This window comes from uncultured Lactobacillus sp. (assembly GCF_902491705.1).
GTDB lineage: Bacteria > Bacillota > Bacilli > Lactobacillales > Lactobacillaceae > Lactobacillus.
On record NZ_CABUIW010000030.1, the window covers coordinates 1 to 26,050 of the forward strand.

Below are 26,050 nucleotides of genomic sequence, written 5' to 3' on the forward strand. Positions count from 1 at the left end.
AAAGGTGAATAAAAGCATCGTCATGCTTCTATTCACCTTATACTTTAGGATGTTTGAGCAAGACCTGCAACTGCACTGACGAATGCATCACGACCAGTTCCGTAATCAAGATTGTGTTGAACGTAATCTGGAGCAAGTAAACTTGCAGCTTTTTCAGTGTCGCCAGTTGCGAAAGTGTTAATAAGGGCTAAAGCTTTTTGAGTGTTTGTCATATTGTTTTCTCCTTTATTTTTAGTGAATGGGTTAACAGATTTAAGAATATTTTTAATACTTGTCATTTTCATATATCCCTTTCAAAAGATGTTTCTTTATTCTTTACACGTATTATATTATCACATGTATTTTTAAAATCAACATGTTTTTACGATTTTTTTCAAAAAAATAAAGCCCGCAAAATTGCGAGCTTCTATATATCTTCTTTTTAATTATTAATCTTCAATTTTTAGCATCTTATCTAAGTCTACTCGATGAGCATGATACTCATTTACTCTAGTGCTTTTATCACCATAGCCTAAAGCAATTCCCATACCGATAGTTTCATCATCAGGAATATTCATAATCTTACGAATTGATTCAGGGAACTTCACGATTTCATAAGCAGGCATTGAGTCAATTCCTAACCCCTTAGCAGCAAGCATCAAGGTTTGACCAAAAGCACCCAAATCATAGGTTGACCAACGATTGGAATTCTTAGGAATAGTTAAGTAGCAAATAACTGGCGCATCATATAAGCGTTCTTGCAAGTCAGCTCTAGTTACGCCTTCAATTGGATTAGTTTCCCAGAATTTTTCGGTATCAGCATTATGTCTTGCCATGTTTTCTCTAGGAAATTCTGCCCAATCTTTTCTATGAGTAGTTGGCCAATCTGGATTAGCCTTTACGCCTTGCTCTACATTTTCACGGTGCTTTTCTTTAATTTGCTTAAGCTTTTCACCAGTTGCAATGTAAACCTTCCATGGTTGAGAATCGACCCACGAAGGTGCTTGTTGTGCCAATCTGACAATTTCTTTTAAATCATCTTCACTAACTTGTTTATTTGAATCAAACAAGCGAGTTGAGTGTCTGCTAGAGATTGCTTCTTTTACATCCATTAATTTTCCTCTTTCTAATATATTTATTTCTAAATTATGACCACCAAAGTTTAATCAAAGCTTGAGTACCATCGTTACCCAATTTCTTCTCATCTACTAATTGCTCATATAATTCCTTAGCTTGTTTAGTTGCAGGTAGATTCAAATTCATCTTATCTGCTTCATCTAAGGCAATTCTTAAATCCTTCAAGAAATGCTTTGCAAAAAATCCAGGAGTATAGTCACCTTTCAAAATTCTTGGACCATATGTACCCAAGCTAAAGTTTTCTGCAGCCCCACTTTGTAAGGTTTGACAAACTTGCTCTAAATCAAGTCCAGCTTTTTTCGCATAAACTAACATTTCTGTTAAGCCAGTCATTGTACCTGCTATCATAATTTGATTTGCCATCTTGGCATTTTGTCCAGAACCGGCTGGTCCGAAATAATTTAAACTGCTACTGAATTTCTGAAAAATAGGTTTTATTGCTTCAAAATCACTCTTTTTACCACCTATCATCACAGTCAAGGTACCATTCTTAGCACCAACATCCCCGCCAGATACAGGTGCATCTAATACATGTATTCCTTTTTCTTGACCTTGTTCAAAAATTTTCTTAGCCAAACTAGGCTTACTCGTTGTCATATCGATTAAATATTGACCGTCATGAGCAGTTTCAAACAGACCATTTTTGCCAAAGTAAACATCTTCTACATCTGCTGGAAAACCTACCATTGTGAAAATCACATCACATTTTTCAGCCAAAAGTGCAGGTGAATCAGCCCATTTTGCACCATTTTCTACAACTTTATTAGCATGTGCCTTAGTGCGGTTATAGACAGTAACGTCTTCACCATTTTTCAACAGATTATCAATAATACCAGTGCCCATTACACCAGTTCCAACAAAACCTATCTTCATAATTTGCCTCTTAAAATATTACTTACGTATACACATATTTTAATACACTAAAAGTAAGTAAACAAAAAGACGGTTAAATTACCGCCTTATTTATTACTGCTTTCAAAATCAAGCAAATATTTCTTGGCTTCAATTCCAGCCGCATATCCGGTTAAACTACCATCCGCACCAATTACACGGTGGCAAGGAGTTAAGATCAAAATTGGGTTATTATGATTTGCCATCCCAATAGCTCTTGATGCTTTAGGATTGCCCATCATTTGCGCGACTTCACCATAAGTTCTGGTTTCTCCATATGGGATCTTTTCTAGTTGTGCCCAAACCTTCTTTTGAAAATCAGTCCCTTCAGCTCTTAATGGAAGATCGAATACTTTTCTTTTTCCTGCAAAGTACTCTTCAAGTTCATCTTTAGCTTTTTGAGCCATCTTCATAGATGAGTCATCACCAATGAATTTTTCTTCTTGCTTAACTGACTTAACACCAGTAACTGCATCCCCCACAGCCGTTATCTCTAACAAACCAATTGGAGTTTTAATAGTCAACTTACTGATATTTTTCATATTACTCATCATCCTTAATCACTTTAATTCTTCCAAGCAAAACAAATGCCATTGTCAAACCAAAAAGAATTCCACTTCCAAACCAAACGCCTATATTGAGCCAAATATTAAAAGTACTAAAGTCTTGCTCTGTAATGATTTGCAGTGCTGTCATACTTACTCCCCAATATAGTCCTGCTCTAATCCCACGAAGCCAAGCAGACTTTTTAGCTTCAGGTAAATCTTTAGCTTCAATTTCATTATCGTCTAAATGAAGTTTATGTACTTGATGAGAAACATAGCCACTGACAGCCAGTTCAACTATCAAGAATCCACCTAGTACAGTGTAGTAAGCCGCCTCCATATTAAAAATAGCAGCAACAATCAATGAAATAATAATTACGGCTCCCATACCTTCAAGGAAAAGTGGCAAAGCCCTCCCACCAATACGATTTATTTGTGACTCTTTATATTCATCAACTGGTCCTGAAATTCCGTACCATGAACTTATGTAGCGATTTAGCCAACTAGTCTTCTTGTTTTCCATCATCAACATCCCCATCCCAAAATAGTGTATTCAAATCTGTCCCTAACGTGTGTGCTAATTTCAAGCACAAATCCAATGAAGGATTATATTTATCATTCTCAATTAAATTAATAGTTTGACGAGCTACCCCAATTTCTTTAGCAAGCTCCATTTGAGATAGCTTCTTTTTTTTGCGATATATTTTTACATTATTTACATTCATTATTTATCCGAGTTTGCAATCTCTTCTTGTTTCTTAATATTGCGATGTCCATTCAAAATGATATAAATCATCAATGCTAGGCTAAATCCAGGAACTATTGCCACAATTGCCAGCACGCCAAGAAAAATCGGAAGGTTATCTGGAGTAAATAGTGCCGAAGTTAAATATCCCTTGATAGTTAACCCAATAATGAAAATTAAAAGCGAAATACCCGCGGAAATGGCATAGTATTTAAGAAAAGTGAGTAATTTCTTCATTTTTCTTCTCCTCCAACATGTCACATATATATTACTTTTTACACCTAGAATATTATTCCCACTTTTGCAAAAAGTCAATTATATGTGACAAAAAATATAAAAAATAAGATCTTAGTCATTGCAACTAAGATCTTATATCGTCATTTCTTATTTTTCTTCGTCAAAGAAATCCTCTATGTCTTTCTTGCTTCTTACTTTCTTAACGGAAATTTTCTTAGCAGCTTCACGCAATTTCATATCTACCATTTGCTCTAGAGTCAATTTATTATCAACATTTACTTCAGTTCGTTTTGCGTCAGTTGTCATATATCCTTACCTTATCAATATGATAAAAATATGCTTTGATTATTCACATCAACAGCCACTAAAAGTTACGTTCAAGCTCATACAAATCATTCAAAAATTCAGCTACCGTCTTAAGCTCTTCGCTTGAATACTTAGCGGTCAATTTATCAACTAATTCTTTCTTCAGTGCTTCAGTCATCTGATCATGAGCTTCAGCAATCTTTCGACCATTTTCAGTCAAAGAATAATATATTTTCTTCTTATCGTCATTATGCTTAAGGGCATTAATTAAACCAAACTCTTGCAACTTTTTGGCTGCACGAGTTACTCCCCCGCGAGTAACGTTGATCTTCCCAGCGATTTCAATTCCTGTCTGCTCGCCCATTTCAAGTGCGGACAAAGTATGAAAAGAAGCAATCGACAACTTAGATACAATCTCCTTTAATTCAGGATCAGATACATACGCTTGAATTCGCTGTTGCTCTTGAGAGCCGTGACTATTGCCATGTTGCATACGCAATAATTCAATTGTTTGTCGAATATCAGTTATGCTTTTTTCATCCATTTTTGATCCTCACTTTTCACCTTGCTGAAGCCATTATATCAAAAGTTCTTAGCCTTGGTTTCTGCCTCAATTATGGCCTTATTCAAAATTGCTTGTCGTTGATCGCGATGTGCATCTGCACCCTCAATAAAAACAGAATCTAAATCAGTAACACCGTAAAACTTCAGCATATTAGTTAAATAAAGATGGCCTAAATCCATGATGGCACAACTTTCGGGACTTTGAATCTTAAATGCTTTTCTAACAAAGAATTTAACAACGCCCCATTTACCATCTTTATGATACTCGCTTCCTGCAGCTTGAATATGGATGGCCTTTTTATTTTTTAACAAACCGACAGATCCCTTAGCGGTGTACTTGAAGGTCTTATGTGCGACTGCCGTTAAATCAAGATATTGCTTCATCTCTGCAGGAAGAAAGTGGTTATACATCGGATTGATAAAGACATACTTATCTGCATTAATGAATTCATTGAGCCATTCTTCATGGCGCTTAAGTAAAGCTACTTCTTCATCAGACATTGGTTCTTCAAATTTTTGCTTTCTCCAAGCTTCCATCGTTACATCGTTCAACGGTGGAACACCTTCTTTGGCATAGAGATCGCGAATTATAATTTTATCGTTGGGATGACTAGCCTTGTAAGAATCAATGAACTTCTTTCCTACAGTCAATGAAAGACTATTTTCGATATGTGGATGGGCTTGAATTACTAAAACTGTGCTCATATGAATCCCTCCTATTTTTGTTGCTTATCAACATTTCCAATCTATTATAGTTTATTTATGTTGCTTGTCAACAAAAATGCAGAAACAAAATAAGCCCTTAGCCATTACAACCAAGAGCTTATTTTTATATATCAATATTATTCCCATTCAATAGTGGAAGGTGGCTTACTCGTGACATCGTAAACTACACGGTTAACGTTATCAACTTCGTTTACGATTCTGTCTGAAATGTGACCTAATACATCCCATGGCAATTGAGCAAAGTCTGCAGTCATACCATCAATTGAAGTTACAGCACGAATACCAATAGTGTAGTCGTAAGTTCTACCATCACCCATAACACCTACTGAGCGAATACCTGGAAGAACTGTGAAGTATTGCCATACCTTTTCTTGAAGTCCTGCCTTCTTAATTTCTTCACGTAAAATTGCGTCACTTTCACGCACAATCTTAAGCTTAGGTTCAGTAACTTCACCAAGTACACGAATTCCAAGGCCTGGACCTGGGAATGGTTGACGCCATACCAAGTCATGTGGAATACCAAGCTTTTCACCAAGTTCACGAACTTCGTCTTTGAAAAGCTTACGAAGTGGTTCAATAAGCTTAAAGTGCATGTCCTTAGGAAGACCACCAACGTTGTGGTGTGACTTAATAGTTTGAGCAGTATTAGTACCACTTTCGATAACGTCAGTGTACAAAGTACCTTGAGCTAAGAAGTCAATTTGACCTAACTTTTGAGCTTCTTCATTGAAGACTTCGATAAATTCTTTACCAATGATCTTACGTTTCTTTTCAGGATCAGTAACGCCCTTTAATTTGCTTAAGAAACGTTCACCAGCATTAACACGGATAATGTTTACACCAAGATCCTTGTTCAAGGCCTTCATTACTTGGTCGCCTTCGTCTTTACGAAGCATCCCGTGATCAACGAAGATACAAGTTAATTGATCGCCAATTGCCTTGTGAAGAAGAGTTGCAGTAACACTTGAGTCGACACCACCAGAAAGGCCTAAGATAACCTTCTTGTCGCCAACTTCTTTGCGGATTTCATCAACCTTCATGTCGATGAAGTCTTCCATAGTCCAGTTAGCTACGGCACCACAAACGTCAAATGCAAAACGCTTCAAAATATCCAAACCATATTCTGAGTTACGAACTTCAGCATGGAATTGAATACCATAGAACTTCTTATCTGGGTTAGCAATTGCTGCAATAGGACAGTTCTTACTTGAAGCAGTTACTTCAAAGCCCTTAGGTGCTTGAGTTACTAAGTCGCCGTGACTCATCCAAACATATTGCTTGACTGGCAAGCCCTTGAATAAGGCACTGTCTGGATCTTCAACAGTAATGTTGGCTCTACCGTATTCTTTGTTATCAGCAGGTTCAACCTTACCGTCTAAGTCATAACTCATCAGTTGCATCCCGTAGCAAATACCCAAAATAGGAATACCTAATTTAAAGATTTCAGGATCTACTTTTAATGCACCTTCGTCATAAACACTGTTAGGACCACCTGAGAAAATGATTCCCTTAGGATTCATTTCTTTGATCTTCTCAATTGAAAGATCGTGGGGCAAAAGTTCAGAGTAGATGCCAAAGTCACGGATACGTCGGGTGATTAATTGATTATATTGACTACCAAAGTCAAGAACAATAATCTTATCAAAATCGTCTAGATTCTTAGCCACTAAATTCTCCCTCTTTTCAACTACACATTTTTAATTAACTCTACTAGGAATTTCAAAAAAGGTCAATCAATATTTATGAAACTAGTTCTAAATGTTCAGCTTTAATCAATCAAAAAAATAGCTCCTCTTTCTATAATTCGATAAAATTAAGATATAACTATATCTATTATCTGAATATATACAAAAGAGGTGTTAATCATGAACTTAACTAAACAAACAGTCGATAAATTCCTATCACTTCGCAAAAAGGCGGCTACTACTATCGCTACCGGTGTCATGCTCTGCATTTTGTCACCAGTTTTATTACTCACCCTACTCAGTTTATCTAAACTAAATATACTTAATCTCCCTAACAACGCTGCAGCTGCTACTGGCATCATCTTTCTACTTATCATTGTTGCTATCAGTGTCGGATTATTTATTTCAGCCGACTTCAAACTAGATCCTTTTGAAAAAATGGAATACGAAGATTTCGATTTAAGCGACGAACTAATTAGCACTGTACAAAAAGAAAAGGATCAATACGCTAAAACATATGCCACAATGACCACTGCAGCAATTGTGATCTTCATTCTTTCCGCAATCCCCGTAATTGCAGGAACCTTCTTTGAAAATACCCCTAGTTTTGAAAATCTCATGGTTGGTTTAGTCGCCATCACCTTAATCTTTGTTTCAATCGGTGTCTTCTTACTCGTTAAATGCAACACCATCATGAACAGCTACAACATTCTGCTTCAAACAGGCGACTATACTTCCAAAAACAAAAAGGGTCGCAAATTGATGAACAAATATGCTGCCATTTATTGGCTAATTGCTACCTTGCTATACCTAGGCTACAGCTTTATCACCAATAATTGGGAAAGAAGCTGGATTGTTTGGCCAATCTCCGGTATTTTATATGGCATCTTAGAAAAAGTATTCAGCTTAAAAAACGATAAGATGGCATCAGAATGAAATGCCTATTCAATAATCGAACATTAATGCTTAATTTTATACTTGTGTTCGGTAATGTATTTTGTTACTATTAAACCAACATAAATATCTATATATCGTCGAAATAAGGTCGACAGTTTCTACCCACTACCGTAAATGGTGGACTATAGGTGAATGCAAGTTAAGAAAAAACTTTAAGGACTTCTTTTACCTAATTCTGGTAGAAGAAGTCCTTATTTCTTTAGGAGGATTAAGTTGAAATTATTAGAAGAGCGAATTAAACGAGATGGTGAAGTTTTAGATGGGGACGTACTTAAGATTAACTCATTCTTAAATCACCAAGTCGATCCTAAGTTAATGATGCAAGTTGGCGAAGAATTTAAGCGACTATTCGCTGACGAAAAGATCGACAAAGTTTTAACTTGTGAAGCTTCCGGTATTGCACCTGGTATCATGACTGCTTACCAATTAGGCGTACCAATGGTCTTTGCTAGAAAGAAGAAGCCATCAACACTTAACGATGCAGTTTACTGGGCAGATGTCTTCTCATACACCAAGAAAGTCACCAACAAGATCTGTGTTGAAGAAAAATTCTTACACAAGGGTGAAAATCTTCTAATCATCGATGACTTCGTTGCTCACGGTGAAGCTGTTAAGGGTATGGTTAACATTGCAAAGCAAGCCGGCTGTAATATTGCTGGTGTCGGTGCCGTTGTTGCCAAGACCTTCCAAGGCGGAAGTGAATGGGTTGAAAACGAAGGCTTACGCTTTGAAGCACTTGCCAAGATTGACAGTTTCAAAGATGGTCAAGTTCACTTTGAAGGAGAAGAATAAATAAAAAATGGCACAAAAAGAAGTTAGTCACAAAAAAGCTGCTGTCTTAGGTTTGCAACACCTGCTGGCCATGTATTCTGGTGCGGTTGCCGTTCCTCTTTTAATCGGTACCGCCCTTAAATTCAATAGCGAACAGATGACTTACCTTGTTTCCATTGATATTTTTATGTGTGGACTTGCCACACTGATTCAATTGTTCCGTAACAAATACTTTGGTATTGGCCTTCCTGTTGTTTTAGGTTGTGCCATCCAAGCCGTTGCACCACTTGAAATGATTGGACAAAAGTTTTCAATCAACACTATGTATGGTGCGATCATCGTTGCCGGAATTTTCGTTTTTTGTATTGCTGGTTGGTTTTCAAAAATCAAAAAACTATTCCCGCCAGTTGTTACAGGAACTTTAATTACAGTTATTGGATTAACTTTGATTCCTGTCGCCGTCCAAAACATGGGTGGCGGCAATGCCCAAGCCAAAGACTTCGGTGATGCGAAGAATCTTATCGCAGCCTTCATCACCATCCTCATCATCGTAGCCATCGAAGTCTGGACTAAAGGCTTCCTTCGTTCAATCTCCGTTTTAATCGGATTAATCGCTGGAACTGTCATCGCAAGCTTCATGGGACTCGTTTCATTAAAACCAGTCGAACAAGCTTCATGGTTCCACTTACCACAACTTTTCTACTTCGGTGTTCCCGAATTTGAATGGTCATCCTGTTTAACCATGATCATCATCGCATTAGTTTCCATGGTTGAATCAACCGGTGTGTTCTTCGCAATCGGCGACCTACTTCATAAGGATATTACCGAAAATGACCTTAAAAAAGGTTATCGTGCCGAAGGTATCGCACAAATTTTCGGCGGGCTTTTCAACACCTTCCCTTATACCACATTCTCACAAAACGTCGGACTTCTTCAATTGTCCGGCATTAAAACTAAGCGTCCAATCTACTGGGCAGCTGGTTTGTTAATGGGTATGGGACTTCTTCCTAAAATCGGCGCACTTGTAACCATCATCCCTGATTCAGTCTTAGGCGGCACAATGTTAGTTATGTTCACCATGATCGCCGTTCAAGGAATCAGAATGTTAACAAAAGTTGATTTTGAAAACAACCGCAATATCTTGGTTGTAGCCATTTCTATCGGATTAGGTTTAGGCGTTACCGTATATCCACAAATTTTCCAAGCCTTACCTCAAACTGTTCAATTATTCTTGGGTAACGGTATCGTAGTAGCCAGCATCTGTGCTACCTTGCTTAACCTATTATTCAATGGAAGAAGTGGTGCCAAATAAGCTGAATACTCTATTTCATAATTTATAAATCTCAAATCTCACATATTTTTTCTATAAATATTTTTTAAAACCCTAATAAAGCGCCTGATACAAAAATCAGGCGTTTTATTTTTGACTTACTTGGTCTTCCTTATTTTTCCCTTTATTTCAATCTTTTATCTATAATAGATAAAAGAAGAATCTTTCAACAGCGAGGAAAATATGCCGAATCAATATCATAACTTTAACAATCAAAATATTGAAAGCCACATTCTATTTTATGGTGAACAAGCCTGCAAACCTGACGAATACTTTGAAGGCAATAATTTACGCAAAAATGATGTTCTGTATTACATCATGTCAGGTAAAGGAACTTTCAATTCCAGTGGTCACCATTCAGTTAAATTAAAAGAAGGTGACTTGTTTTACGTTCCGCGTAGTCAAACCTGCTATTTTCAAGCAGATCATGATGAACCATGGCATTACTTTTGGATCGGACTAGCTGGACCCGGTACCAACAAAATGATTAAGTCGTCTAATTTGCCTAACAAAAACTTTTTAAGACAGATTCAAAATACTAAGTTTTATGCGACCTTGCATAAGATCTATTCAGCTTTAAATAAAGAAACTTCGCTGCTTAATAATATTCAAATCGCTTCTCTTACCTATCAGCTTTTTTATAATCTAGTAAGCGAATTCCCTGATCATCCACCAGTACGTAAAACTCCTAAGATTGATCAGTATCAGATCGCTATTGATTATCTGAACAAAAACTACACTGATCCTACCTGCAATATCGTGGAGCTGTGCAATCGTCTCGGTGTCTCACGTAGCTTCTTATATGCCTTGTTTAGAAAGAATACTAAGATTTCGCCTCAAAAATATCTAATGCAGCTCCGCATGGAAGCCGCTAAGAAGGAATTACAAAACACTTCACATAATTTAAAGCAAATCGCCCATACGGTTGGCTACGGCGATGAATTTACGTTTTCCAAGGCATTTAAGCGATATAGCGGTGTGAGTCCTAACGTATTTCGTGGAAATTAATGTCTTTTTTGCATACAATATTAATATAAAGTAAAAAAATTATAGTAAAGGAATGATCCAATGAAACAAACAGAATGTACTACTATCTTAGTAGGTAAAAAAGCAACTATTGACGGTTCAACTATGATCGCTCGTAGTGAAGACGGCGGTCGTGTTATTATCCCTGAAGGTTTCAAAGCTGTTAACCCAGAAGACCAGCCTAAGCACTACGAAAGTGTCATCAGTCACCAAAAGATCGATGATGCGGACTTAGCTGAAACTCCACTTTGTTACACTTCTGCACCAGACGTATCTGGCAAAAACGGTATTTGGGGTGCAGCTGGTATCAATGCTGAAAACATTGCTATGACTGCTACCGAAACTATCACCACTAACTCACGTATTCAAGGCGTTGACCCACTTCTTGATCCATCAGAAGGCGGACTTGGTGAAGAAGACTTCGTTACTTTGACTCTTCCATACTTACATTCCGCATTTGATGGTGTTAAGCGTGTAGGTTACTTAGTTGAAAAGTACGGTACTTACGAAATGAACGGTATGGCTTTCTCTGACAAGGATACTATCTGGTATCTTGAAACTATTGGTGGCCACCACTGGATTGCTCGTCGCATCCCAGATGACGCATACGTTATTGCACCAAACCGTTTGAACATCGATGAATTCGACTTTGACGATACTGATAACTTCGCTGCTTCAAGTGATTTGAAAGACTTAATTGCTGAATACCACTTGAACCCAGACCGTGAAGGTTACAACATGCGTCACATCTTTGGTTCATCAACTATCAAGGACGCTCACTACAATAACCCACGTGCTTGGTACATTCACAACTACTTCGATCCTGACTTTGGCGGTCAACCTAGCGATCAAGATCAACCATTCATCTGCCATGCAAACCGTTTGATCTCAATCGAAGACATTAAGTGGGCTGAAAGTTCACACTACCAAGATACCCCATACGATGCATACGGCGATCAAGGTACTGCTGAACAAAAGAAGACTTTCCGTCCAATCGGTATTAACCGTAACTTTGAAACTCACGTTTTACAAATTAGAAACGATGTTCCAGCGGAAATTGCAGGTGTTCAATGGTTAGTATTTGGCCCAAACACTTTCAACAGTTTCGTACCATTCTACACTAACGTAACTACTACTCCAGAAAGTTTCCAAACTACTCCTAAGTTCAACTTGAACAAGATCTTTTGGCTTAACAAATTAACTGCTCAACTTGGCGACACCAACTACCGTGTTTACGGTGAACTTGAAGATGCCTTTGAACAAAAGAGCTTGGCACAATGCCACAAGATCCAACACGATACTGACAAGGAAGTTGAAGGCCTTTCTGGTAAAGAATTACAAGACAAGCTTATTGCAGCTAACCAAAAGATGGCCGACACTGTTTACAACAACACTGTTGAACTTCTCGGTCAAATGGTTGACGAAGGTCACGGTCTTATGACTTTGAAGTACGACTTGCTTGACTAATTTATAGTTTATATAAAAAATCTCTAAGCTAATTCAGCTTAGAGATTTTTTTATGCGTAAATTTATTAAATAGTCTATTAGATTATGACTGTTAAAAATTAAAGAGTGGCAAAGTGTAACAAAGTACGGATCATTTGGCAAGTGAATGAGTATTCGTTATCGTACCAAGAAACAGTCTTAACAATTTGCTTGTCACCTGAAGTAGTTACCATAGTTTGAGTTGGGTCAAAGATAGCACCTTCGGTCATGTTGATCACATCGCTTGAAACGATGTGATCGTCGTTGTAGCCGAATGATGGACTTTGATTCTTCTTCATTAATTCATTGATTTCATCAGCAGTAACTTTCTTCTTAAGGATTGAAACCAATTCAGTTTCTGAACCATCCTTAACAGGAACACGTTGTGCGTGACCATTCATCTTACCATTCAAGTTTGGTAATACTAAGCCAATAGCTTTAGCAGCACCAGTTGAGTGTGGGATGACATTTTCAGCAGCTGCACGAGCATCTTGTTCCTTACCACTACGTGAAGGACCATCCAAAGTCATTTGTGAACCGGTGTAAGCATGGATAGTAGTCATAGTAGCAACTTCAATACCAAATGCTTCATCCAAGAACTTAGACATTGGAGCTAATGAGTTGGTAGTACATGAACCAGCAGAAACAATCTTGTCATCTGCAGTTAAAGTATCTTCGTTTACTGAGTAAACAATGGTCTTCATATCACCTGCAGGTGCTGAAATTAATACACGCTTTACGCCGGCATCAAGGTGAGCCTTAGCCTTCTCCTTGCTAGTGTAAAAACCAGTACATTCAAGAACGAAGTCAACGCCGTCATTCTTAACCCAAGGAATGTTTTGTGCTTGTGGTTCTGCGTAAACACGGTATTTCTTACCATCAACTACGATTGAGTCATCAGTTGATGAAACTTCGTGATTGAAAGTACCGTGAGTTGAGTCGTATTTAAGCAAGCATTGCTGGAGTAGTTAAGTCGTTAATAGCAACAACTTCAATGTCTTTTGACTTTTCACCCAAGTCCATAATACGACGGAATGCCAAACGACCAATACGGCCAAAACCATTAATACCAATTTTCACTGTCATAATAAAGTCCTCCTTCGAACTCATTCAACTACAACAACTTTAAAAATAATTATCAAAATGATCGTGCTTAATTTTTTAGATCGATTGGTATTATTATTTTTTTATTTAAGCACAATCACTTTAGTCGAATTAATTTAGGGCTATCAATACATCCACATTTTAGTGGGACACTTTTTGTCCATTGCTGTGACGCTTTATGTCCCACTGAACCCCAAAAAATAGAGAAATACAAGAACCGTAAGCTTTTAGTTCTTATATCTCCCAATCGACACTTACAGTATATCAACTGCTTTACGTTTATGCAAGGAAAATTACTAACTTTTTTCAAGTATCTTACAATTTGTTAGATAGATGATTGATAGGCCAACGCTTTGTCAATTATTTGAACCAACAAAAAACCACGAATTAGTTAATTCGTGGTTTCATAAATATTCTAACTTAATTAACTGGATCCATTACACCAGGTACGGCTGGATCATCAACAATTGTAACATCTGCGCCCAATTGTCTTAGCTTTTCTTGGACACGATCATATCCGCGCAAAATATTACCTGCCTTATCGATTGTAGTTGTGCCATCAGCCATTAAACCTGCAATCATCAAACATGCTCCCGCACGAATTTCACCAGCAGTTACTTCTGCTCCATGAAGATGAGCAGTTGGATGAGCCAAAATAATATTGTCTTCAACTTTAATATTTGCACCCATCTTTTGTAATTCGGCAATATGTCCAATTCTCTTAGGATAAATATTGTCGATTACTACACCTTCACCACTTTTAGCAGTGAGTAAAAGTGGCGTAATTGGTTGCTGCAAATCAGTCGCAAATCCTGGATAGACGTCGGTCTTAACCTGCACCATCTTGAGATCTCCAGCTGGATAAACATAAAGTGAATCTTCGTCAGCATCAATCACTACACCCATTTCTTCAACCTTAGCAAGGTATGAATCAAGGTGCTCTTCAATAATGTTGTGAATACGAATGCCATTTCCAATGCACGCAGCTAAAGATACGTAGGTCCCAGCTTCAATTCTATCTGGAATGATAGTATGTGGAATTTGTGCTTTAAGCATATCCACACCTTCAATTCTGATTGAATCGGTACCTGCACCACGAATAACTGCCCCCATGTTGTTCAAGAAGGTAGCTAAATCGATAATCTCCGGTTCTTTCGCGGCATTTTCAATAATGGTTTGGCCTTGTGCAGTCACACTGGCCATAATAATATTCATTGTTGCCCCAACAGATGGCATTTTAAGGTGAATTTTCGCACCATGTAAGCCATCTTCAGGAGCCGTAATTATAATTTGATCATTTTCATTTTTTACGCTAGCGCCTAAGGCTTCAAAGCCCTTAATATGTTGGTCAATAGGACGTGGTCCAATATCGTCACCACCAGGGAAGCCCACAACTGCTTTGCCAAAACGACCAAGAAGTGCACCCATAAAGTAATATGAAGCACGTAAACTCTTAATCTTACCAGCTGGCAACGGACTCATCTTAATATTAGTTGGATCAATGCGCAAAGTTGTCTCTCCGAAATCACAATGCACATCCATTTCACTTAACAAGTCCATTAGGTTGGCAACATCGGCAATTCTTGGGACGCCTTCCAAAGTTACCGGTGTTCTAGACAAAATTGATGCTGGAATTAATGCAACAGTTGAATTTTTAGCTCCACCAATCCAAACATCACCCTGTAAGGGCTTTCCACCATGAATAATCATCTGCTTCATTGGCGAAAACAAATCCTTTTCTACTTTCAATTAATCATAATAATGTTAAAGGATATTTGCAAAAAAAACAAGAGCTGAGGCCCTCAGTTCTTGTTTTCTTAAGATTTTGTATCATTCAAATCTATTATTTTAGAATTTTTCAGCTGGAAGACCACTAGCTGCACCGATGAATGACTTGAACAAGCCTTCTGGACGTTGTGGACGGCTTAAGAATTCTGGGTGGTATTGAGCTGCGATGAAGAACTTCTTCTTTGGCAATTCAATAATTTCAACTAAGCGGTTATCTGGTGAAACACCTGAGAAGACCATGCCAGCCTTTTCAAATGCATCACGGTATTCATTGTTAAATTCGAAACGGTGACGGTGACGTTCTTGGATAACATCTTGATCATCGTAAGCTTCACGAGTCTTAGTACCCTTCTTAAGAGCTGCTGGGTAAAGACCTAAACGTAAAGTACCACCGATGTTTTCTTCATCACGCTTGTCAGCCATGATATCGATAATGTTGTTCTTGCAGTTAGGTTCTGCTTCAGCACTATTAGCATCTTCAAGATGCAAAACGTCACGTGCAAATTCAACACTGGCCATTTGCATACCCAAGCAAATACCTAAGAATGGAATATCGTTTTCACGAGCGTACTTGATAGCTGTGATCATACCTTCAAGACCACGAGTACCAAAACCACCAGGAACGATTAAACCATCTGAATCCTTCATAATATCTGCAATGTTGTCTTCAGTTACATCTTCAGCTTGTACCTTATCAACTTCAATTTTAGTGTTGTAAAGGTAACCAGCGTGTTGCAAAGCATCAGTAACCGAAATGTAGGCATCTTCAAGTTCTACATACTTACCTACTAAAGTAATCTTAGTCTTGTGCTTCAAAGTCTTAGCACGTTCATCAAGCTTCTTCCAAGCTTCCATGTCTGCTTCTGGCTTTGGACTTTCAAGGTGCAAGAAGTCACAAACTTTTTGATCCATACCTTGTGCTTGGAAAGCCAAAGGCACATCGAATAATGAAGGAGCATCAATTGATTCAATGATTCTGTCAACTGGAACATCAGTAAAGGTTGAGATCTTGTCCTTGTGTTCTTGGTCGATTGGTTCTTCTGCACGAAGAACAAGCATGTTTGGTTGAATACCAATGCTGCGAAGTTCTGCAACTGAGTGTTGAGTTGGCTTAGTCTTCATTTCATGAGCTGCGTGAAGAAGTGGTACCAAAGTACAGTGAATGTACATTACGTTGTCTTCACCAACTTCACGACGCATTTGACGAATAGCTTCCATGAATGGAGTTGATTCGATATCACCAACAGTACCACCAATTTCTGAAATAATTACATCAGAATCAGTAGTAAGAGCTGCACGCATGATCTTCTTCTTGATCATGTCAGTAATATGAGGAATTACTTGAACTGTAGCACCATGGTAATCACCGCGACGTTCTTTTTCCAAAACTTCTTGGTAAATCTTACCAGTAGTTACGTTAGAATACTTGCTAGTTCTAACGTCTACGATTCTTTCATAGTGACCTAAGTCAAGGTCAGCTTCTGTACCATCATCGGTAACATAAACTTCACCGTGTTGGTATGGGTTCATTGTACCTGGGTCAATGTTGATATATGGGTCAAACTTTTGCATGGTTACCTTTAAACCACGATTCTTAAGAAGTCGACCTAAACTTGATGCAGTAATACCCTTACCAAGTGAAGATACGACACCGCCAGTTACGAAGATGTATTTTGTCATATTCTGCTCCTTTATTAGTTATCCTTTAAACAAAAAAGCTCCCTCAAGTTAGGGAGCTAAACGCACATAGGGTGCCCAAGAAAAATATTATCTGCTTTTCCTTCTTAAGTCAAGAGGCAAGCAAATTAATTATCCTCGTCATCATCATCGTCATCGTTTAATTGTGATAATTGACCTTCAATACCATCTGGCAATACGTCATCACTATCGTCGTTGTCTTCATCGTAATCAGAATCATCATCGTCATAGTCGTCATCGCTGTCATCAGCAGTGGCATCTAAGTCGTCGTCTTCTGGGTCATCATTGTCGTAGTCGATAATGTCGTCATCACCAGTTGCACTTGCTAAGAAGGCATTAACCTTCTTGTGGTGCTTACGTGAATCATCTTCGTCTTCATCTTCTGGGTGGTTAACTTCTTCGTCAACTGATTCGTATGGGAACCATGAACGAAGTGCCCAAACATTTTCACCCATGGAAATAAATTCACCATCGGTGTTCATGTCAGTATAGAATTGTGGCAAACGTTCACGAATTTCTTCGTCACTCTTATTCAAGTATTTTTGTACGGCATTAACAATATCGGCAAATGCCATTCTTTTACCATTATCTTCCAAAATTGCACGAGCAACTTCGATCATTGATAATTCGTCGCGGTTTTTGTCTTTAAATTTGTCTAATCCCACAGCTGTACGTCCTCTCTTATACAATCTTTACTATTCTACTAGGCGTTTAAGTAAAAATCAACGTGACTGCATAGTTACCTATTAAGTATAGACCATTAAAGAGGTCATATTCAACCCGAAGTTTATGTGAAGCGTCTTCATCAGAATATTCGAGCAGGTTAGTCACGCTGACCATATCCATTTGTCTGCCTTCAACTACATAGCGGCAGTTAGCCTTTTCACCTGGGACAAACTTCATGAATGAATAATTATTATGATCAACTCCTCGTCTGATCATTAATTCATCATCTTTCAACAGCATCTTAACGGGAATTGCCCCTTCTTCTGCATAAGATATGCGAATGATGCCATCTTTTTCAGTCATATTTCCCGGTGCAGTTCTATTAAAAGTCTCAGTATCGTTATCTTGAGTAATCTTGCTAGTTAAATTAATTGTAATAGCGGTCACGCTCTCATCCCTTCCGTTAAGCACTGCATACACATATTTGTTATAATTTAGATAGGTCTACTCTATTTTATTATATTTTTTCAAAAATTAAATTAACAAGCTTGGTGAATGTTTATGGCGAGATTTCAAAGTGAAAAATTAAAACAAGAAGTTGTGCTCCGTGACCCAGTTCATGGTTATATCCATATTGAAGACAAAGTAGTTTTTGATGTCGTTAAATCAAAAGAATTCCAGCGCATGCGCAGAATTAAACAATTAGGACCAGTCAGCTATGTCTTTCCTGGCGCAACGCATACTAGATTTGAACATAATTTAGGCGTTTATGAATTAACGCGCCGTATTTGTGATATCTTTGCGAAAAAATACCCTTCTATAATGCCAGGAGACGGCCTGTGGGACGATGATAATCGACTTTTAGTAGAATGTGCCGGATTGCTTCATGACATCGGCCACGGCCCTTATTCGCACACCTTTGAGCACCTTTTTGATACCAACCACGAAAAGATTGGTCAAAAGATTATCAAGGATCCAAATACTGAAATCAACAAAGCATTAAGACAAGTTGCACCTAACTTTCCTGAACAAGTGGCCAGCGTAATTGCTAAGACTTATCCTAACCCACAAGTGGTTAAGATGATCTCAAGTCAAGCTGATGCCGACAGAATGGATTACTTGCAAAGAGACGCCTACTTCACCGGCGTTAATTATGGTCGCTTCGACTTATCACGAATTTTGCGTGTGATTCGTCCTTATAAAGATGGCATTTGCTTTACTAATAATGGGATGCATGCGGTAGAAGATTACATTGTGTCTCGCTACCAAATGTATCAACAGGTTTACTTCCACCGCGTTGGTCGTTCAATGGAAGTCATCTTGCACCACTTGCTTGAACGCGCACAAGATATTTATAAAAAAGGCAACTTGGAAGTTACACCAAGTTTAGCCAAGTTTTTAGCAGGCGATTGGACACTTGAAGACTACTTAAGACTAGACGACGGCGTCATGGAAACTAACTTCTTGATGTAGACTAACGCTCAAGATCCCATTTTATCTGATTTAGCTAAGCGCTATTTATACAGAAAGCCATTAGCTAGTGTCAGAATCGACGAAGAAACTAAGAACTTACTTCCAAAACTAAAGAATTTGATCAAACAAGCCGGTTTTAATCCAGATTACTACACCGATACTAATTCTGCCTTTGATGAACCCTATGATGCTTATAAGCCAACTGGCAAAAATGCCAATAGTCAAATTGAGATTATGCAAGATGATGGCAGCTTAATTGAATTGTCACAGCTTAGTCCGCTAGTCCGCGCATTAAACGGTACTTTCCAAGGGGATGAACGTTTCTTCTTCCCTAAGACAATGCTATCTCAAAATGAAGAACAACCTCAGATCTTCGATCCACTTTATGAACAATTTCAAAAATATATAAAAAATGGATCATTAAGATACTTAAGAAGACCAAAAAGAAAGTAGAATATAGATATATAGTAGAAAGTGAGGTTACTAATTATGAACACAGAAGTAAGAACTCAAATTAACCCTGAAGATGAACCTACACCCAAGAATGGTTACACTCAAGTAAAAGAATTGATGGACACCGTTCACGGCTACTGCATGGATTACACAAAAACATCTTTTAACTTTATTCATGAAAACCAAGATTTGATCAAAGATGTCGTAAAAATCGGTTGTAAAACCGCTATGGTAGCCTGCGTTGCAGCAGCCGGTGTAAGCATTGCTAAAATTATGGCTGATAGTCAAAAATAATCGATCTGAAAAAAGCTAGCCTAAGCTAGCTTTTTTATTATTTACCTAATTCAAGCAGAAGTGCATATAACGCACCATATAAGTTAGAATCATTGCCATGCTTTGCGGCTACAATTTCAGGTGGATTCATCTGCTTATGAATCATTGGATTCTTGTCTAATATTTTACTTAATTGATTGTTGATTTCTTCAATTAGAATTTTTTGACTGCTAATTCCGCCACCAATTACGACTTTAGACGCATTAATCACAGTTTGAATATTCAAGATCATGATCGCAACGTTGCGACAATACCGTTTAAAAATCGCCATCGCACGCAAATCACCATTGTTAATTGCTTCAAATGCGCTTAATCCATCATCCAAGTCTTTATTGCCAAGAGCAAGATTTACTTTCTTGATCATGTTAACAGCAGAACAAGTAAAGCCACTATATGCAGCCATGTTCTTTACGCCAATACCAGAATTAGTGATCATCCAACTTAATTCACCGGCCTGAAAACTCCAGCCATGCAAGATGCGGTTGTTTACAATCACGCCGCCGCCAACACCAGTACCTAGCGTAATGGCAATTCCAGTGTCTACTCCGCGCAATTCACCTCGCCATTGCTCAGACAAGGCCGCTGCCTTACCATCATTTTCTACACTGATTGGCACATTATACTTGTCACCTAAAGCTTTTTGAAGATTCAATCCATCAAGAAATTCCAGCGCACCGCCAAAATAAATGACTTTGTTTTCAGTATCAATCTTTCCTGGTGCACAGACTGCAATACCTGAAAAATCATCTTGATACTTATCAGCAACTTCATAAACAGAGGCCATAAAGGAATCAAGATCCTCTGTATTTGTTTTTACGCGGTCTTTTTCAAGAATATGTCCCTTCTCATCGATTAAGGCATATTTTAAATTCGTTCCGCCGATATCAAAAGTTAAATATTTTTCCATTATTTTCACCTATATAAATAAAAACGAGCTTTTACCTTAATGATAACCGGAAAAGCTCGTTTTTTGTTAACAAATTATTCTTTAGCTTGTTCTTCTTTGTACAACATCTTGTCGTAACTACGTGCAAATGGCCAGTAAACAAAGATAGAAATTACTAAAATAATTGCTTGCCAAAGTGCGATCTTCCATCCACCAATTAAGAATCCTGAAATAATAGGTGGAGTAGTCCATGGTACTTGGACACCATTAAGGTATGGCAAGATACCTGCTTTAATCAATAAGTAAGTTGAACCTGCGGAAAGTGGTGGCATGAGGAAAAATGGAATGGCAAGCATTGGATTCATCACAATAGGAACACCGAACAAAACAGGTTCGTTAATGTTGAAGATACCTGGTACTAAAGTTAATTTACCAATACTCTTAAGTTGTTGTGATCTAGCAAAGAATACCATGAAAATAACTAATCCAATGGTCATTCCCGCACCAGTAACAGTTGAGAATTGGTCAAACAAACCTTGAATAACGATGTGACCACCGTGTTCTGCATCTACATAACCAAACTTCTTAAATATAGCTGCGTTTTCTAATGCATTAGCTTGCAAAACTGGACTAACAATACCACCAACAAGAGTTGATCCATGAACACCAAAGAACCAGAAGAATGGTACTAAAACTGTCATGATCAAAATACCACCAAATGAGTCTGAAATACCTTGAAGTGGAGTTTGAATAGTAGCATAAATCCATTGAGTTAATGTAGTGCCAGCAACCTTTTCAAAGAAAATGTAGACACATAACCACATGGTTGAAAGTGCAGCCGCAGGAATTAAGGCAACAAATGAACCGGCAACTGCTGGTGGAACTTGGTCAGGCAATTTGATAGTAATCTTATTCTTAATAAACCATGAATAAAGCCAACCAGTGATCAAACCTACGATAATTGCTGCAATCATCCCTTGGCCACCAAGCCAAACACGATCGATGTAGCCACTTAATAAGTCAGGTGCTTGTCCAGAAGAAATAACGGTTTTTGAACCTTTCATTACAGCACTAGTTGGATTCATAATAATCAAGAAACTAACAAATGCTGTTAATCCTGCTGGAAGCGGATCTACCTTTTCACTCTTAGCCCATTGATATGCAATACCAATTACGGCAAAGACTGAAACAATACCAAATGATGCATTATAGGCTTGATTCCAGAATCTAGTTAAGCCCATTGCGTCCATCCAGTTAGCTACAGCTGGAACTGGAAATGAAGCAAGAAGTAAAAATACTGAACCGACCATGATGAAAGGCAGTGATATAACCATACCATCTTTCAAAGCGGTGATTGCTCTTGTATTAACGAATTTCATTATCGGCGGCAATACGCGCGTGTTAATAAAATCTTTCATAAACTATCTCTCCCAAATTTATTTGTTCTTAAATCTTAACAATCAATATTTTATGTAAACGATTTCAATTTAACAATAGTTTGGTACGTTTTAGGTACCATGCACTGAATTAGCATTTTATTCCGCTTGCGGAACACTGTGTTCGATTATGCTAAAATAAAAGTAATTTTATGTGGGAGTTGAATATCATGGCCTTTTTTGGATTTAAAGACTTATCATCACTATCAAATGTCGACATGACCATTTATCGTTATATCGAACAAAATAGCGACAAAGTAATTTATATGCGTGTAAGGGATATTGCTCAAGGAGCGCATGTCTCTAATTCTTCAGTAATGCGTTTTATTCATAAAGTAGGATTTAATAGTTTCCCTGAATTTAAGGCTTATATAAAAAATAATCATAAGGATTTACACCAAGTTGAAGTTGAATTTATTAATAAAGATAATTTTCCAAGCGACACAACAAGTAAATTAAATATTATCGCTGATAAAATCTACCAGGCAGACAATATTATTACTCTAGGCATGGGTGACTCTGGTTTCTTAGCTGGATATGCGGCAAGAAAATTGGCAGCATTAGGACTTAATGCTGGTCCTGTAACTGATCCATTTTATCCGCTTGTTGCTAAACTAGAAAATACCGCTAACAATGTTGTCATTTGCTTCTCTGTTTCAGGCAAAACTACAGAAATGGTAGAAATGATCAATAGATTTATCAACAATGAAGATACGCTAATCATTAGTATTACCGGTGATGAAACAAGCCCTATAGCCAAAATGAGCAGATATACCCTTACCTATCATGAGACTTTTGTAAAACACAATGGCTTTGATTTATCATCTCAAGTCCCAGTAATGTATCTAATTGAAGGACTGGTCAAAATCTTAATTCAAAAAGAATAAAACACCCTGTTCCATCCTTGGAAAAATTAACTTAATTGCAGAACCATACCAAAAAGCTCCATTTTTATATCATATTTGCAACCGATTACATATAATGCAGATATACGATATGAAAAAGGAGATTTTTTATTATGACTAAATCTGTTTTCCCTAACAACTTTTTATGGGGCGGAGCAGTAGCTGCTCACCAACTTGAAGGTGGCTATGATCAAGGTGGTAAAGGCTTATCAATTGCTGACTTTATGACATTAGGTAGCCATGAACATCCCCGCGAATTAACTGCTACTATCGAAGAAGGTAAATATTACCCTAACCACAAAGCCATTGACTTCTATCATCACTACAAAGAAGACATTAAACTTATGGCTGAAATGGGCTTTAAAGCTTTTCGTACATCAATTGCATGGACAAGAATCTTCCCTAACGGAGATGAAACTCAACCTAGTGAAGATGGTCTGGCCTTCTATGATCGAGTATTTGATGAATGCTTAAAATACAATATTCAACCTGTAGTTACCCTTTCTCACTTCGAAATGCCATATCACTTAGTTACTGAATACGGCGGCTGGAGCAATAGAAAGTTAATTGACTTCTTTACTCGCTTTGCACATGTATGCTTTGAACGCTACCACAACAAAGTTAAATATTGGATGACGTTCAATGAAATTAACAATCAAACCAATTATGAAAGTGATATTTCTGTTTACGAAAATTCAGGAATCAAATTTAACAAAGGCGATAACAAAGAAAAATTAATGTATCAAGCTGCCCACTATGAAATGGTAGCTAGTGCAGAAGCTGTCCAAATTGGTCATGCAATCGATCCTTCACTTCAAATCGGCTGTATGCTTGCCTTTTGTCCAATTTATCCATTATCTTCTAAACCTGAAGACATTTTATTTGCTCAAAGAGCAATGGACTCTCGTTTATACTTTGGCGATGTTCAAGTTAACGGCAAATATCCTAGCTGGCTTAAGCAATACTTCAAAAACAACAATTACAACTTAGATATCACTGACAAAGACCTTCAAATCCTAAAGCAAGGTACAGTTGATTACATTGGCTTTTCATACTACATGTCATTCACTACTAAATACACTGATCACATGGATTACCGCGAATATCAAGACTTGGTAGACAATCCATTTATCAAGACTAACGATTGGGGCTGGCCTATTGATCCAGTTGGCTTACGCTATGCATTAAATTGGATGGATACTCGCTGGCATAAACCTTTATTTATCGTAGAAAATGGTTTGGGTGCTTATGACAAACTAACAGATGATAATGAAGTACATGACCAATACAGAATTAATTATCTGCGTGATCATATTGCAGAAATTAAAAAAGCTATTAACGAAGATGGTATCGATGTGATGGGCTATTTGCCATGGGGATGCATCGATTTAGTTAGTGCATCTACTGGTGAAATGAAGAAGAGATATGGTTTTATCTATGTTGATGAAGACGATTATGGCAACGGTTCGATGAAACGCTACAAGAAAGATTCATTCTACTGGTACCAAAACGTCATTAAAACAAACGGCGAAGAATTATAACCATGAAAAAAACGACTAGCCAAATTGACTAGTCGTTTTATTTGTTTACAAATTTTATTCGTGCTTGTCAGCTTCGTATCTGGTATTGAACAATGGGCTAAGTGCCTTGTGTTCTTGGATGCACTTAATAGCATCACCCATAAGTGGACCAACAGATACCAAAAGCATCTTGTCCAACTTCTTTTCAGCTGGTTGATTGATTGAGTCAGTAAGAACTAAGTTCTTAATTGGTGAGTCATTCAATCTCTTAATTGCTGGACCTGATAAAACAGCGTGGGTTGCACTAGCGTAAACTTCAGTAGCACCTGCATCGATCAATGCTTGAGCTGCTAAAGTAATAGTACCAGCAGTATCAATCATGTCATCGATAATGATTGCACGCTTGCCCTTAACATCACCGATAATGTTCATAACTTCGGCAACGTTGGCTCTAGGACGACGCTTATCAACAATAGCGATAGGACAACCTAAGAATTCAGCAAGCTTTCTAGCACGGTTAACACCACCGTGGTCAGGTGAAACAACAACTGCGCCTTCTTCCAAGTGGTTACGTAAGAAGTAATCAGCAAGAAGTGGAGCACCCATCAAGTTATCAACTGGAATATCGAAGAAACCTTGAATTTGTGGTGCGTGCAAGTCAAGTGAAAGAATACGGTTTGCACCTGCAGTTTGAAGCATGTCAGCTACAAGCTTAGCAGTAATTGGTTCACGCGCACGAGTCTTACGGTCTTGACGAGCATAACCATAGTAAGGCATTACAATGTTAATTGTACGAGCACTAGCACGACGTACAGCATCGATCATAATCAAAAGTTCCATCAAGTTGTCGTTAACTGGATCACTTGTTGATTGAACAAGGTATACATCTTTACCACGTACAGTTTCATCAATATTAATTTGAATTTCACCATCACTGAAACGTTCAACGCTTGACTTAGAAAGTGGAACACCAACACGGTCCGCAATCTTTTGTGCCAATGGCACGTTTGAGTTGAGGGCAAAAATCATCATATCGTCTTTATAGGACATAATTTCCTCCGTAAAAATATTTAACCAGCTCTATTTTAGCAAAAGTTGTTCCAAAAAGAACTACGTACTCTTTAATTATAACAAGATTTTTTACTTCTATGAGCAAAAAACGAGTAAAAGGACTAACTATTGAGCACTAAAAAAGTTAGAATATATGTGTACTTTCGAGTACAACGAAAATATCCTAAAAAATAAGACGTAACATCTTAATGAAGTGGGACCTAAAAAGTAGACATTTTAAAACATAGGATTAATAGAGGCTTGATTCCGATATTCTTTCGGAGTTAAGCCTTTTAATCTGCTCTTTATCCTTTCTTCGTTATAGTATTTGATATATTCCTCTATAGCTTGAGC

Annotated in this window: 27 protein-coding genes, 2 pseudogenes and 1 riboswitch; of the genes and pseudogenes, 9 read left to right on the forward strand and 20 right to left on the reverse strand. The window is 37.7% G+C overall.

Annotated elements, in window-relative coordinates; genetic code table 11:
- Positions 1 to 44 precede the first annotated feature (44 nt).
- The 11 genes from RDN22_RS06735 to guaA form a co-directional block, all read right to left on the reverse strand.
- Entirely contained in the window at positions 45 to 284 is a 240-nt protein-coding gene (locus RDN22_RS06735; RefSeq protein WP_308556930.1) for a hypothetical protein, read from the reverse strand.
- A 144-nt stretch (positions 285 to 428) separates the two neighbouring features.
- On the reverse strand, positions 429 to 1,091 hold the full coding sequence (locus RDN22_RS06740) for a nitroreductase (RefSeq protein WP_308556931.1): 663 nt from the start codon (positions 1,089 to 1,091) through the stop codon (positions 429 to 431).
- A 34-nt stretch (positions 1,092 to 1,125) separates the two neighbouring features.
- Positions 1,126 to 1,989 (reverse strand): NAD(P)-dependent oxidoreductase, encoded by an 864-nt coding sequence (locus tag RDN22_RS06745; protein ID WP_308556933.1) that lies wholly within the window; start codon positions 1,987 to 1,989, stop codon positions 1,126 to 1,128.
- An 86-nt stretch (positions 1,990 to 2,075) separates the two neighbouring features.
- The gene (locus RDN22_RS06750; RefSeq protein ID WP_308556935.1) at positions 2,076 to 2,549 is read right to left on the reverse strand and encodes a methylated-DNA--[protein]-cysteine S-methyltransferase; all 474 of its coding nucleotides are present in this window, start codon (positions 2,547 to 2,549) and stop codon (positions 2,076 to 2,078) included.
- A gap of 1 nt (position 2,550) precedes the next feature.
- Positions 2,551 to 3,075 (reverse strand): DUF3278 domain-containing protein, encoded by a 525-nt coding sequence (locus RDN22_RS06755; protein WP_308556936.1) that lies wholly within the window; start codon positions 3,073 to 3,075, stop codon positions 2,551 to 2,553.
- Complete coding sequence (locus RDN22_RS06760; RefSeq protein ID WP_308556937.1) at positions 3,056 to 3,277, reverse strand: helix-turn-helix transcriptional regulator; 222 nt, start codon at positions 3,275 to 3,277, stop codon at positions 3,056 to 3,058. Before RDN22_RS06760 ends, RDN22_RS06755 begins: the two co-directional genes overlap by 20 nt.
- Entirely contained in the window at positions 3,277 to 3,534 is a 258-nt protein-coding gene (locus RDN22_RS06765) for a hypothetical protein (protein ID WP_308556939.1), read from the reverse strand. Before RDN22_RS06765 ends, RDN22_RS06760 begins: the two co-directional genes overlap by 1 nt.
- 147 nt (positions 3,535 to 3,681) lie before the next feature.
- Positions 3,682 to 3,840 (reverse strand): hypothetical protein, encoded by a 159-nt coding sequence (locus tag RDN22_RS06770; RefSeq protein ID WP_308556940.1) that lies wholly within the window; start codon positions 3,838 to 3,840, stop codon positions 3,682 to 3,684.
- Positions 3,841 to 3,898: 58 nt separating this feature from the next.
- A complete protein-coding gene (locus RDN22_RS06775) occupies positions 3,899 to 4,384 on the reverse strand; it encodes a MarR family transcriptional regulator (RefSeq protein ID WP_308556942.1) in 486 nt (161 codons plus the stop codon).
- A gap of 38 nt (positions 4,385 to 4,422) precedes the next feature.
- Positions 4,423 to 5,109 carry an NAD(P)H-dependent oxidoreductase gene (locus RDN22_RS06780; protein WP_308556944.1) on the reverse strand — a complete coding sequence of 229 codons (687 nt, stop codon included), beginning with the start codon at positions 5,107 to 5,109 and terminating at the stop codon, positions 4,423 to 4,425.
- Positions 5,110 to 5,246: 137 nt separating this feature from the next.
- Positions 5,247 to 6,797 carry a glutamine-hydrolyzing GMP synthase gene (gene guaA, locus RDN22_RS06785; protein WP_308556946.1) on the reverse strand — a complete coding sequence of 517 codons (1,551 nt, stop codon included), beginning with the start codon at positions 6,795 to 6,797 and terminating at the stop codon, positions 5,247 to 5,249.
- 198 nt (positions 6,798 to 6,995) lie between these two features.
- Here guaA and RDN22_RS06790 point away from each other — a divergent pair, with 198 nt between their 5' ends.
- The 5 genes from RDN22_RS06790 to RDN22_RS06810 all read left to right on the forward strand — a co-directional run bounded on the left by RDN22_RS06790 (position 6,996) and on the right by RDN22_RS06810 (position 12,366).
- Positions 6,996 to 7,751, forward strand: coding sequence for a hypothetical protein (locus RDN22_RS06790; RefSeq protein ID WP_308556948.1), 756 nt, complete (start codon positions 6,996 to 6,998; stop codon positions 7,749 to 7,751).
- Between the two features lie 68 nt (positions 7,752 to 7,819).
- Positions 7,820 to 7,917, forward strand: a riboswitch (purine riboswitch).
- A gap of 68 nt (positions 7,918 to 7,985) precedes the next feature.
- Positions 7,986 to 8,564 carry a xanthine phosphoribosyltransferase gene (locus RDN22_RS06795; RefSeq protein WP_308556950.1) on the forward strand — a complete coding sequence of 193 codons (579 nt, stop codon included), beginning with the start codon at positions 7,986 to 7,988 and terminating at the stop codon, positions 8,562 to 8,564.
- Between the two features lie 7 nt (positions 8,565 to 8,571).
- The gene (locus RDN22_RS06800; protein ID WP_308556952.1) at positions 8,572 to 9,855 is read left to right on the forward strand and encodes a nucleobase:cation symporter-2 family protein; all 1,284 of its coding nucleotides are present in this window, start codon (positions 8,572 to 8,574) and stop codon (positions 9,853 to 9,855) included.
- Between the two features lie 201 nt (positions 9,856 to 10,056).
- Entirely contained in the window at positions 10,057 to 10,881 is an 825-nt protein-coding gene (locus tag RDN22_RS06805) for a helix-turn-helix domain-containing protein (protein ID WP_308556953.1), read from the forward strand.
- 60 nt (positions 10,882 to 10,941) lie between these two features.
- On the forward strand, positions 10,942 to 12,366 hold the full coding sequence (locus RDN22_RS06810) for a C69 family dipeptidase (protein WP_308556955.1): 1,425 nt from the start codon (positions 10,942 to 10,944) through the stop codon (positions 12,364 to 12,366).
- A gap of 98 nt (positions 12,367 to 12,464) precedes the next feature.
- On the opposite strand, the pseudogene gap reads toward RDN22_RS06810, so the two are convergent.
- From gap to RDN22_RS06835, 5 genes and pseudogenes are all read right to left on the reverse strand, one after another.
- A pseudogene (gene gap, locus RDN22_RS06815) lies at positions 12,465 to 13,470 on the reverse strand (type I glyceraldehyde-3-phosphate dehydrogenase).
- Positions 13,471 to 13,908: 438 nt separating this feature from the next.
- Positions 13,909 to 15,207, reverse strand: a complete 1,299-nt coding sequence (locus RDN22_RS06820; RefSeq protein WP_308556956.1) for a UDP-N-acetylglucosamine 1-carboxyvinyltransferase — start codon at positions 15,205 to 15,207, stop codon at positions 13,909 to 13,911.
- A gap of 129 nt (positions 15,208 to 15,336) precedes the next feature.
- A complete protein-coding gene (locus RDN22_RS06825) occupies positions 15,337 to 16,956 on the reverse strand; it encodes a CTP synthase (protein WP_308556958.1) in 1,620 nt (539 codons plus the stop codon).
- Between the two features lie 125 nt (positions 16,957 to 17,081).
- Positions 17,082 to 17,639, reverse strand: a complete 558-nt coding sequence (rpoE, locus tag RDN22_RS06830) for a DNA-directed RNA polymerase subunit delta (RefSeq protein ID WP_308556960.1) — start codon at positions 17,637 to 17,639, stop codon at positions 17,082 to 17,084.
- Positions 17,640 to 17,685: 46 nt separating this feature from the next.
- Positions 17,686 to 18,087: a DUF1934 domain-containing protein gene (locus RDN22_RS06835; RefSeq protein WP_308556961.1), complete on the reverse strand. Its 402-nt coding sequence runs from the start codon at positions 18,085 to 18,087 to the stop codon at positions 17,686 to 17,688.
- 114 nt (positions 18,088 to 18,201) lie between these two features.
- On the opposite strand from RDN22_RS06835, the pseudogene RDN22_RS06840 reads away from it, so the two are divergent.
- Together RDN22_RS06840 and RDN22_RS06845 are read left to right on the forward strand one after the other, a co-directional pair.
- Positions 18,202 to 19,566, forward strand: a pseudogene (locus RDN22_RS06840) (HD domain-containing protein).
- A gap of 36 nt (positions 19,567 to 19,602) precedes the next feature.
- Positions 19,603 to 19,860 (forward strand): hypothetical protein, encoded by a 258-nt coding sequence (locus RDN22_RS06845; RefSeq protein WP_308556963.1) that lies wholly within the window; start codon positions 19,603 to 19,605, stop codon positions 19,858 to 19,860.
- Between the two features lie 37 nt (positions 19,861 to 19,897).
- Here the strand turns inward: RDN22_RS06845 and RDN22_RS06850 are convergent, their stop codons facing one another.
- The gene (locus RDN22_RS06850; protein WP_308556964.1) at positions 19,898 to 20,806 is read right to left on the reverse strand and encodes an ROK family protein; all 909 of its coding nucleotides are present in this window, start codon (positions 20,804 to 20,806) and stop codon (positions 19,898 to 19,900) included.
- Positions 20,807 to 20,880: 74 nt separating this feature from the next.
- Positions 20,881 to 22,203: a PTS sugar transporter subunit IIC gene (locus RDN22_RS06855; protein ID WP_308556966.1), complete on the reverse strand. Its 1,323-nt coding sequence runs from the start codon at positions 22,201 to 22,203 to the stop codon at positions 20,881 to 20,883.
- A gap of 188 nt (positions 22,204 to 22,391) precedes the next feature.
- Here RDN22_RS06855 and RDN22_RS06860 point away from each other — a divergent pair, with 188 nt between their 5' ends.
- Positions 22,392 to 23,108 carry a MurR/RpiR family transcriptional regulator gene (locus tag RDN22_RS06860; RefSeq protein WP_308556968.1) on the forward strand — a complete coding sequence of 239 codons (717 nt, stop codon included), beginning with the start codon at positions 22,392 to 22,394 and terminating at the stop codon, positions 23,106 to 23,108.
- Positions 23,109 to 23,239: 131 nt separating this feature from the next.
- Positions 23,240 to 24,667, forward strand: a complete 1,428-nt coding sequence (locus RDN22_RS06865) for a 6-phospho-beta-glucosidase (protein WP_308556970.1) — start codon at positions 23,240 to 23,242, stop codon at positions 24,665 to 24,667.
- Between the two features lie 54 nt (positions 24,668 to 24,721).
- On the opposite strand, the gene RDN22_RS06870 is transcribed toward RDN22_RS06865, so the two are convergent.
- Both RDN22_RS06870 and RDN22_RS06875 read right to left on the reverse strand, forming a co-directional pair.
- Positions 24,722 to 25,696: a ribose-phosphate diphosphokinase gene (locus RDN22_RS06870; RefSeq protein WP_308556972.1), complete on the reverse strand. Its 975-nt coding sequence runs from the start codon at positions 25,694 to 25,696 to the stop codon at positions 24,722 to 24,724.
- Between the two features lie 237 nt (positions 25,697 to 25,933).
- The coding region (locus RDN22_RS06875) for an IS3 family transposase (RefSeq protein ID WP_308554877.1) at positions 25,934 to 26,050 on the reverse strand (117 nt) is incomplete at its 5' end.

Coding starts and splice junctions, on each gene's coding strand:
- RDN22_RS06865 (WP_308556970.1), top strand. CDS start 23,240: ATGACTAAATCTGTTTTCCCTAACAACTTTTTATGGGGCGGAGCAGTA.
- RDN22_RS06760 (WP_308556937.1), bottom strand. CDS start 3,277: ATGAATGTAAATAATGTAAAAATATATCGCAAAAAAAAGAAGCTATCT.
- RDN22_RS06790 (WP_308556948.1), top strand. CDS start 6,996: ATGAACTTAACTAAACAAACAGTCGATAAATTCCTATCACTTCGCAAA.
- RDN22_RS06780 (WP_308556944.1), bottom strand. CDS start 5,109: ATGAGCACAGTTTTAGTAATTCAAGCCCATCCACATATCGAAAATAGT.
- RDN22_RS06805 (WP_308556953.1), top strand. CDS start 10,057: ATGCCGAATCAATATCATAACTTTAACAATCAAAATATTGAAAGCCAC.
- RDN22_RS06745 (WP_308556933.1), bottom strand. CDS start 1,989: ATGAAGATAGGTTTTGTTGGAACTGGTGTAATGGGCACTGGTATTATT.
- RDN22_RS06845 (WP_308556963.1), top strand. CDS start 19,603: ATGAACACAGAAGTAAGAACTCAAATTAACCCTGAAGATGAACCTACA.
- RDN22_RS06765 (WP_308556939.1), bottom strand. CDS start 3,534: ATGAAGAAATTACTCACTTTTCTTAAATACTATGCCATTTCCGCGGGT.
- RDN22_RS06755 (WP_308556936.1), bottom strand. CDS start 3,075: ATGGAAAACAAGAAGACTAGTTGGCTAAATCGCTACATAAGTTCATGG.
- RDN22_RS06825 (WP_308556958.1), bottom strand. CDS start 16,956: ATGACAAAATACATCTTCGTAACTGGCGGTGTCGTATCTTCACTTGGT.
- RDN22_RS06735 (WP_308556930.1), bottom strand. CDS start 284: ATGAAAATGACAAGTATTAAAAATATTCTTAAATCTGTTAACCCATTC.
- RDN22_RS06810 (WP_308556955.1), top strand. CDS start 10,942: ATGAAACAAACAGAATGTACTACTATCTTAGTAGGTAAAAAAGCAACT.
- RDN22_RS06750 (WP_308556935.1), bottom strand. CDS start 2,549: ATGAAAAATATCAGTAAGTTGACTATTAAAACTCCAATTGGTTTGTTA.
- RDN22_RS06860 (WP_308556968.1), top strand. CDS start 22,392: ATGGCCTTTTTTGGATTTAAAGACTTATCATCACTATCAAATGTCGAC.
- RDN22_RS06740 (WP_308556931.1), bottom strand. CDS start 1,091: ATGGATGTAAAAGAAGCAATCTCTAGCAGACACTCAACTCGCTTGTTT.
- RDN22_RS06770 (WP_308556940.1), bottom strand. CDS start 3,840: ATGACAACTGACGCAAAACGAACTGAAGTAAATGTTGATAATAAATTG.
- RDN22_RS06800 (WP_308556952.1), top strand. CDS start 8,572: ATGGCACAAAAAGAAGTTAGTCACAAAAAAGCTGCTGTCTTAGGTTTG.
- RDN22_RS06870 (WP_308556972.1), bottom strand. CDS start 25,696: ATGTCCTATAAAGACGATATGATGATTTTTGCCCTCAACTCAAACGTG.
- RDN22_RS06820 (WP_308556956.1), bottom strand. CDS start 15,207: ATGAAGCAGATGATTATTCATGGTGGAAAGCCCTTACAGGGTGATGTT.
- RDN22_RS06850 (WP_308556964.1), bottom strand. CDS start 20,806: ATGGAAAAATATTTAACTTTTGATATCGGCGGAACGAATTTAAAATAT.
- RDN22_RS06775 (WP_308556942.1), bottom strand. CDS start 4,384: ATGGATGAAAAAAGCATAACTGATATTCGACAAACAATTGAATTATTG.
- RDN22_RS06855 (WP_308556966.1), bottom strand. CDS start 22,203: ATGAAAGATTTTATTAACACGCGCGTATTGCCGCCGATAATGAAATTC.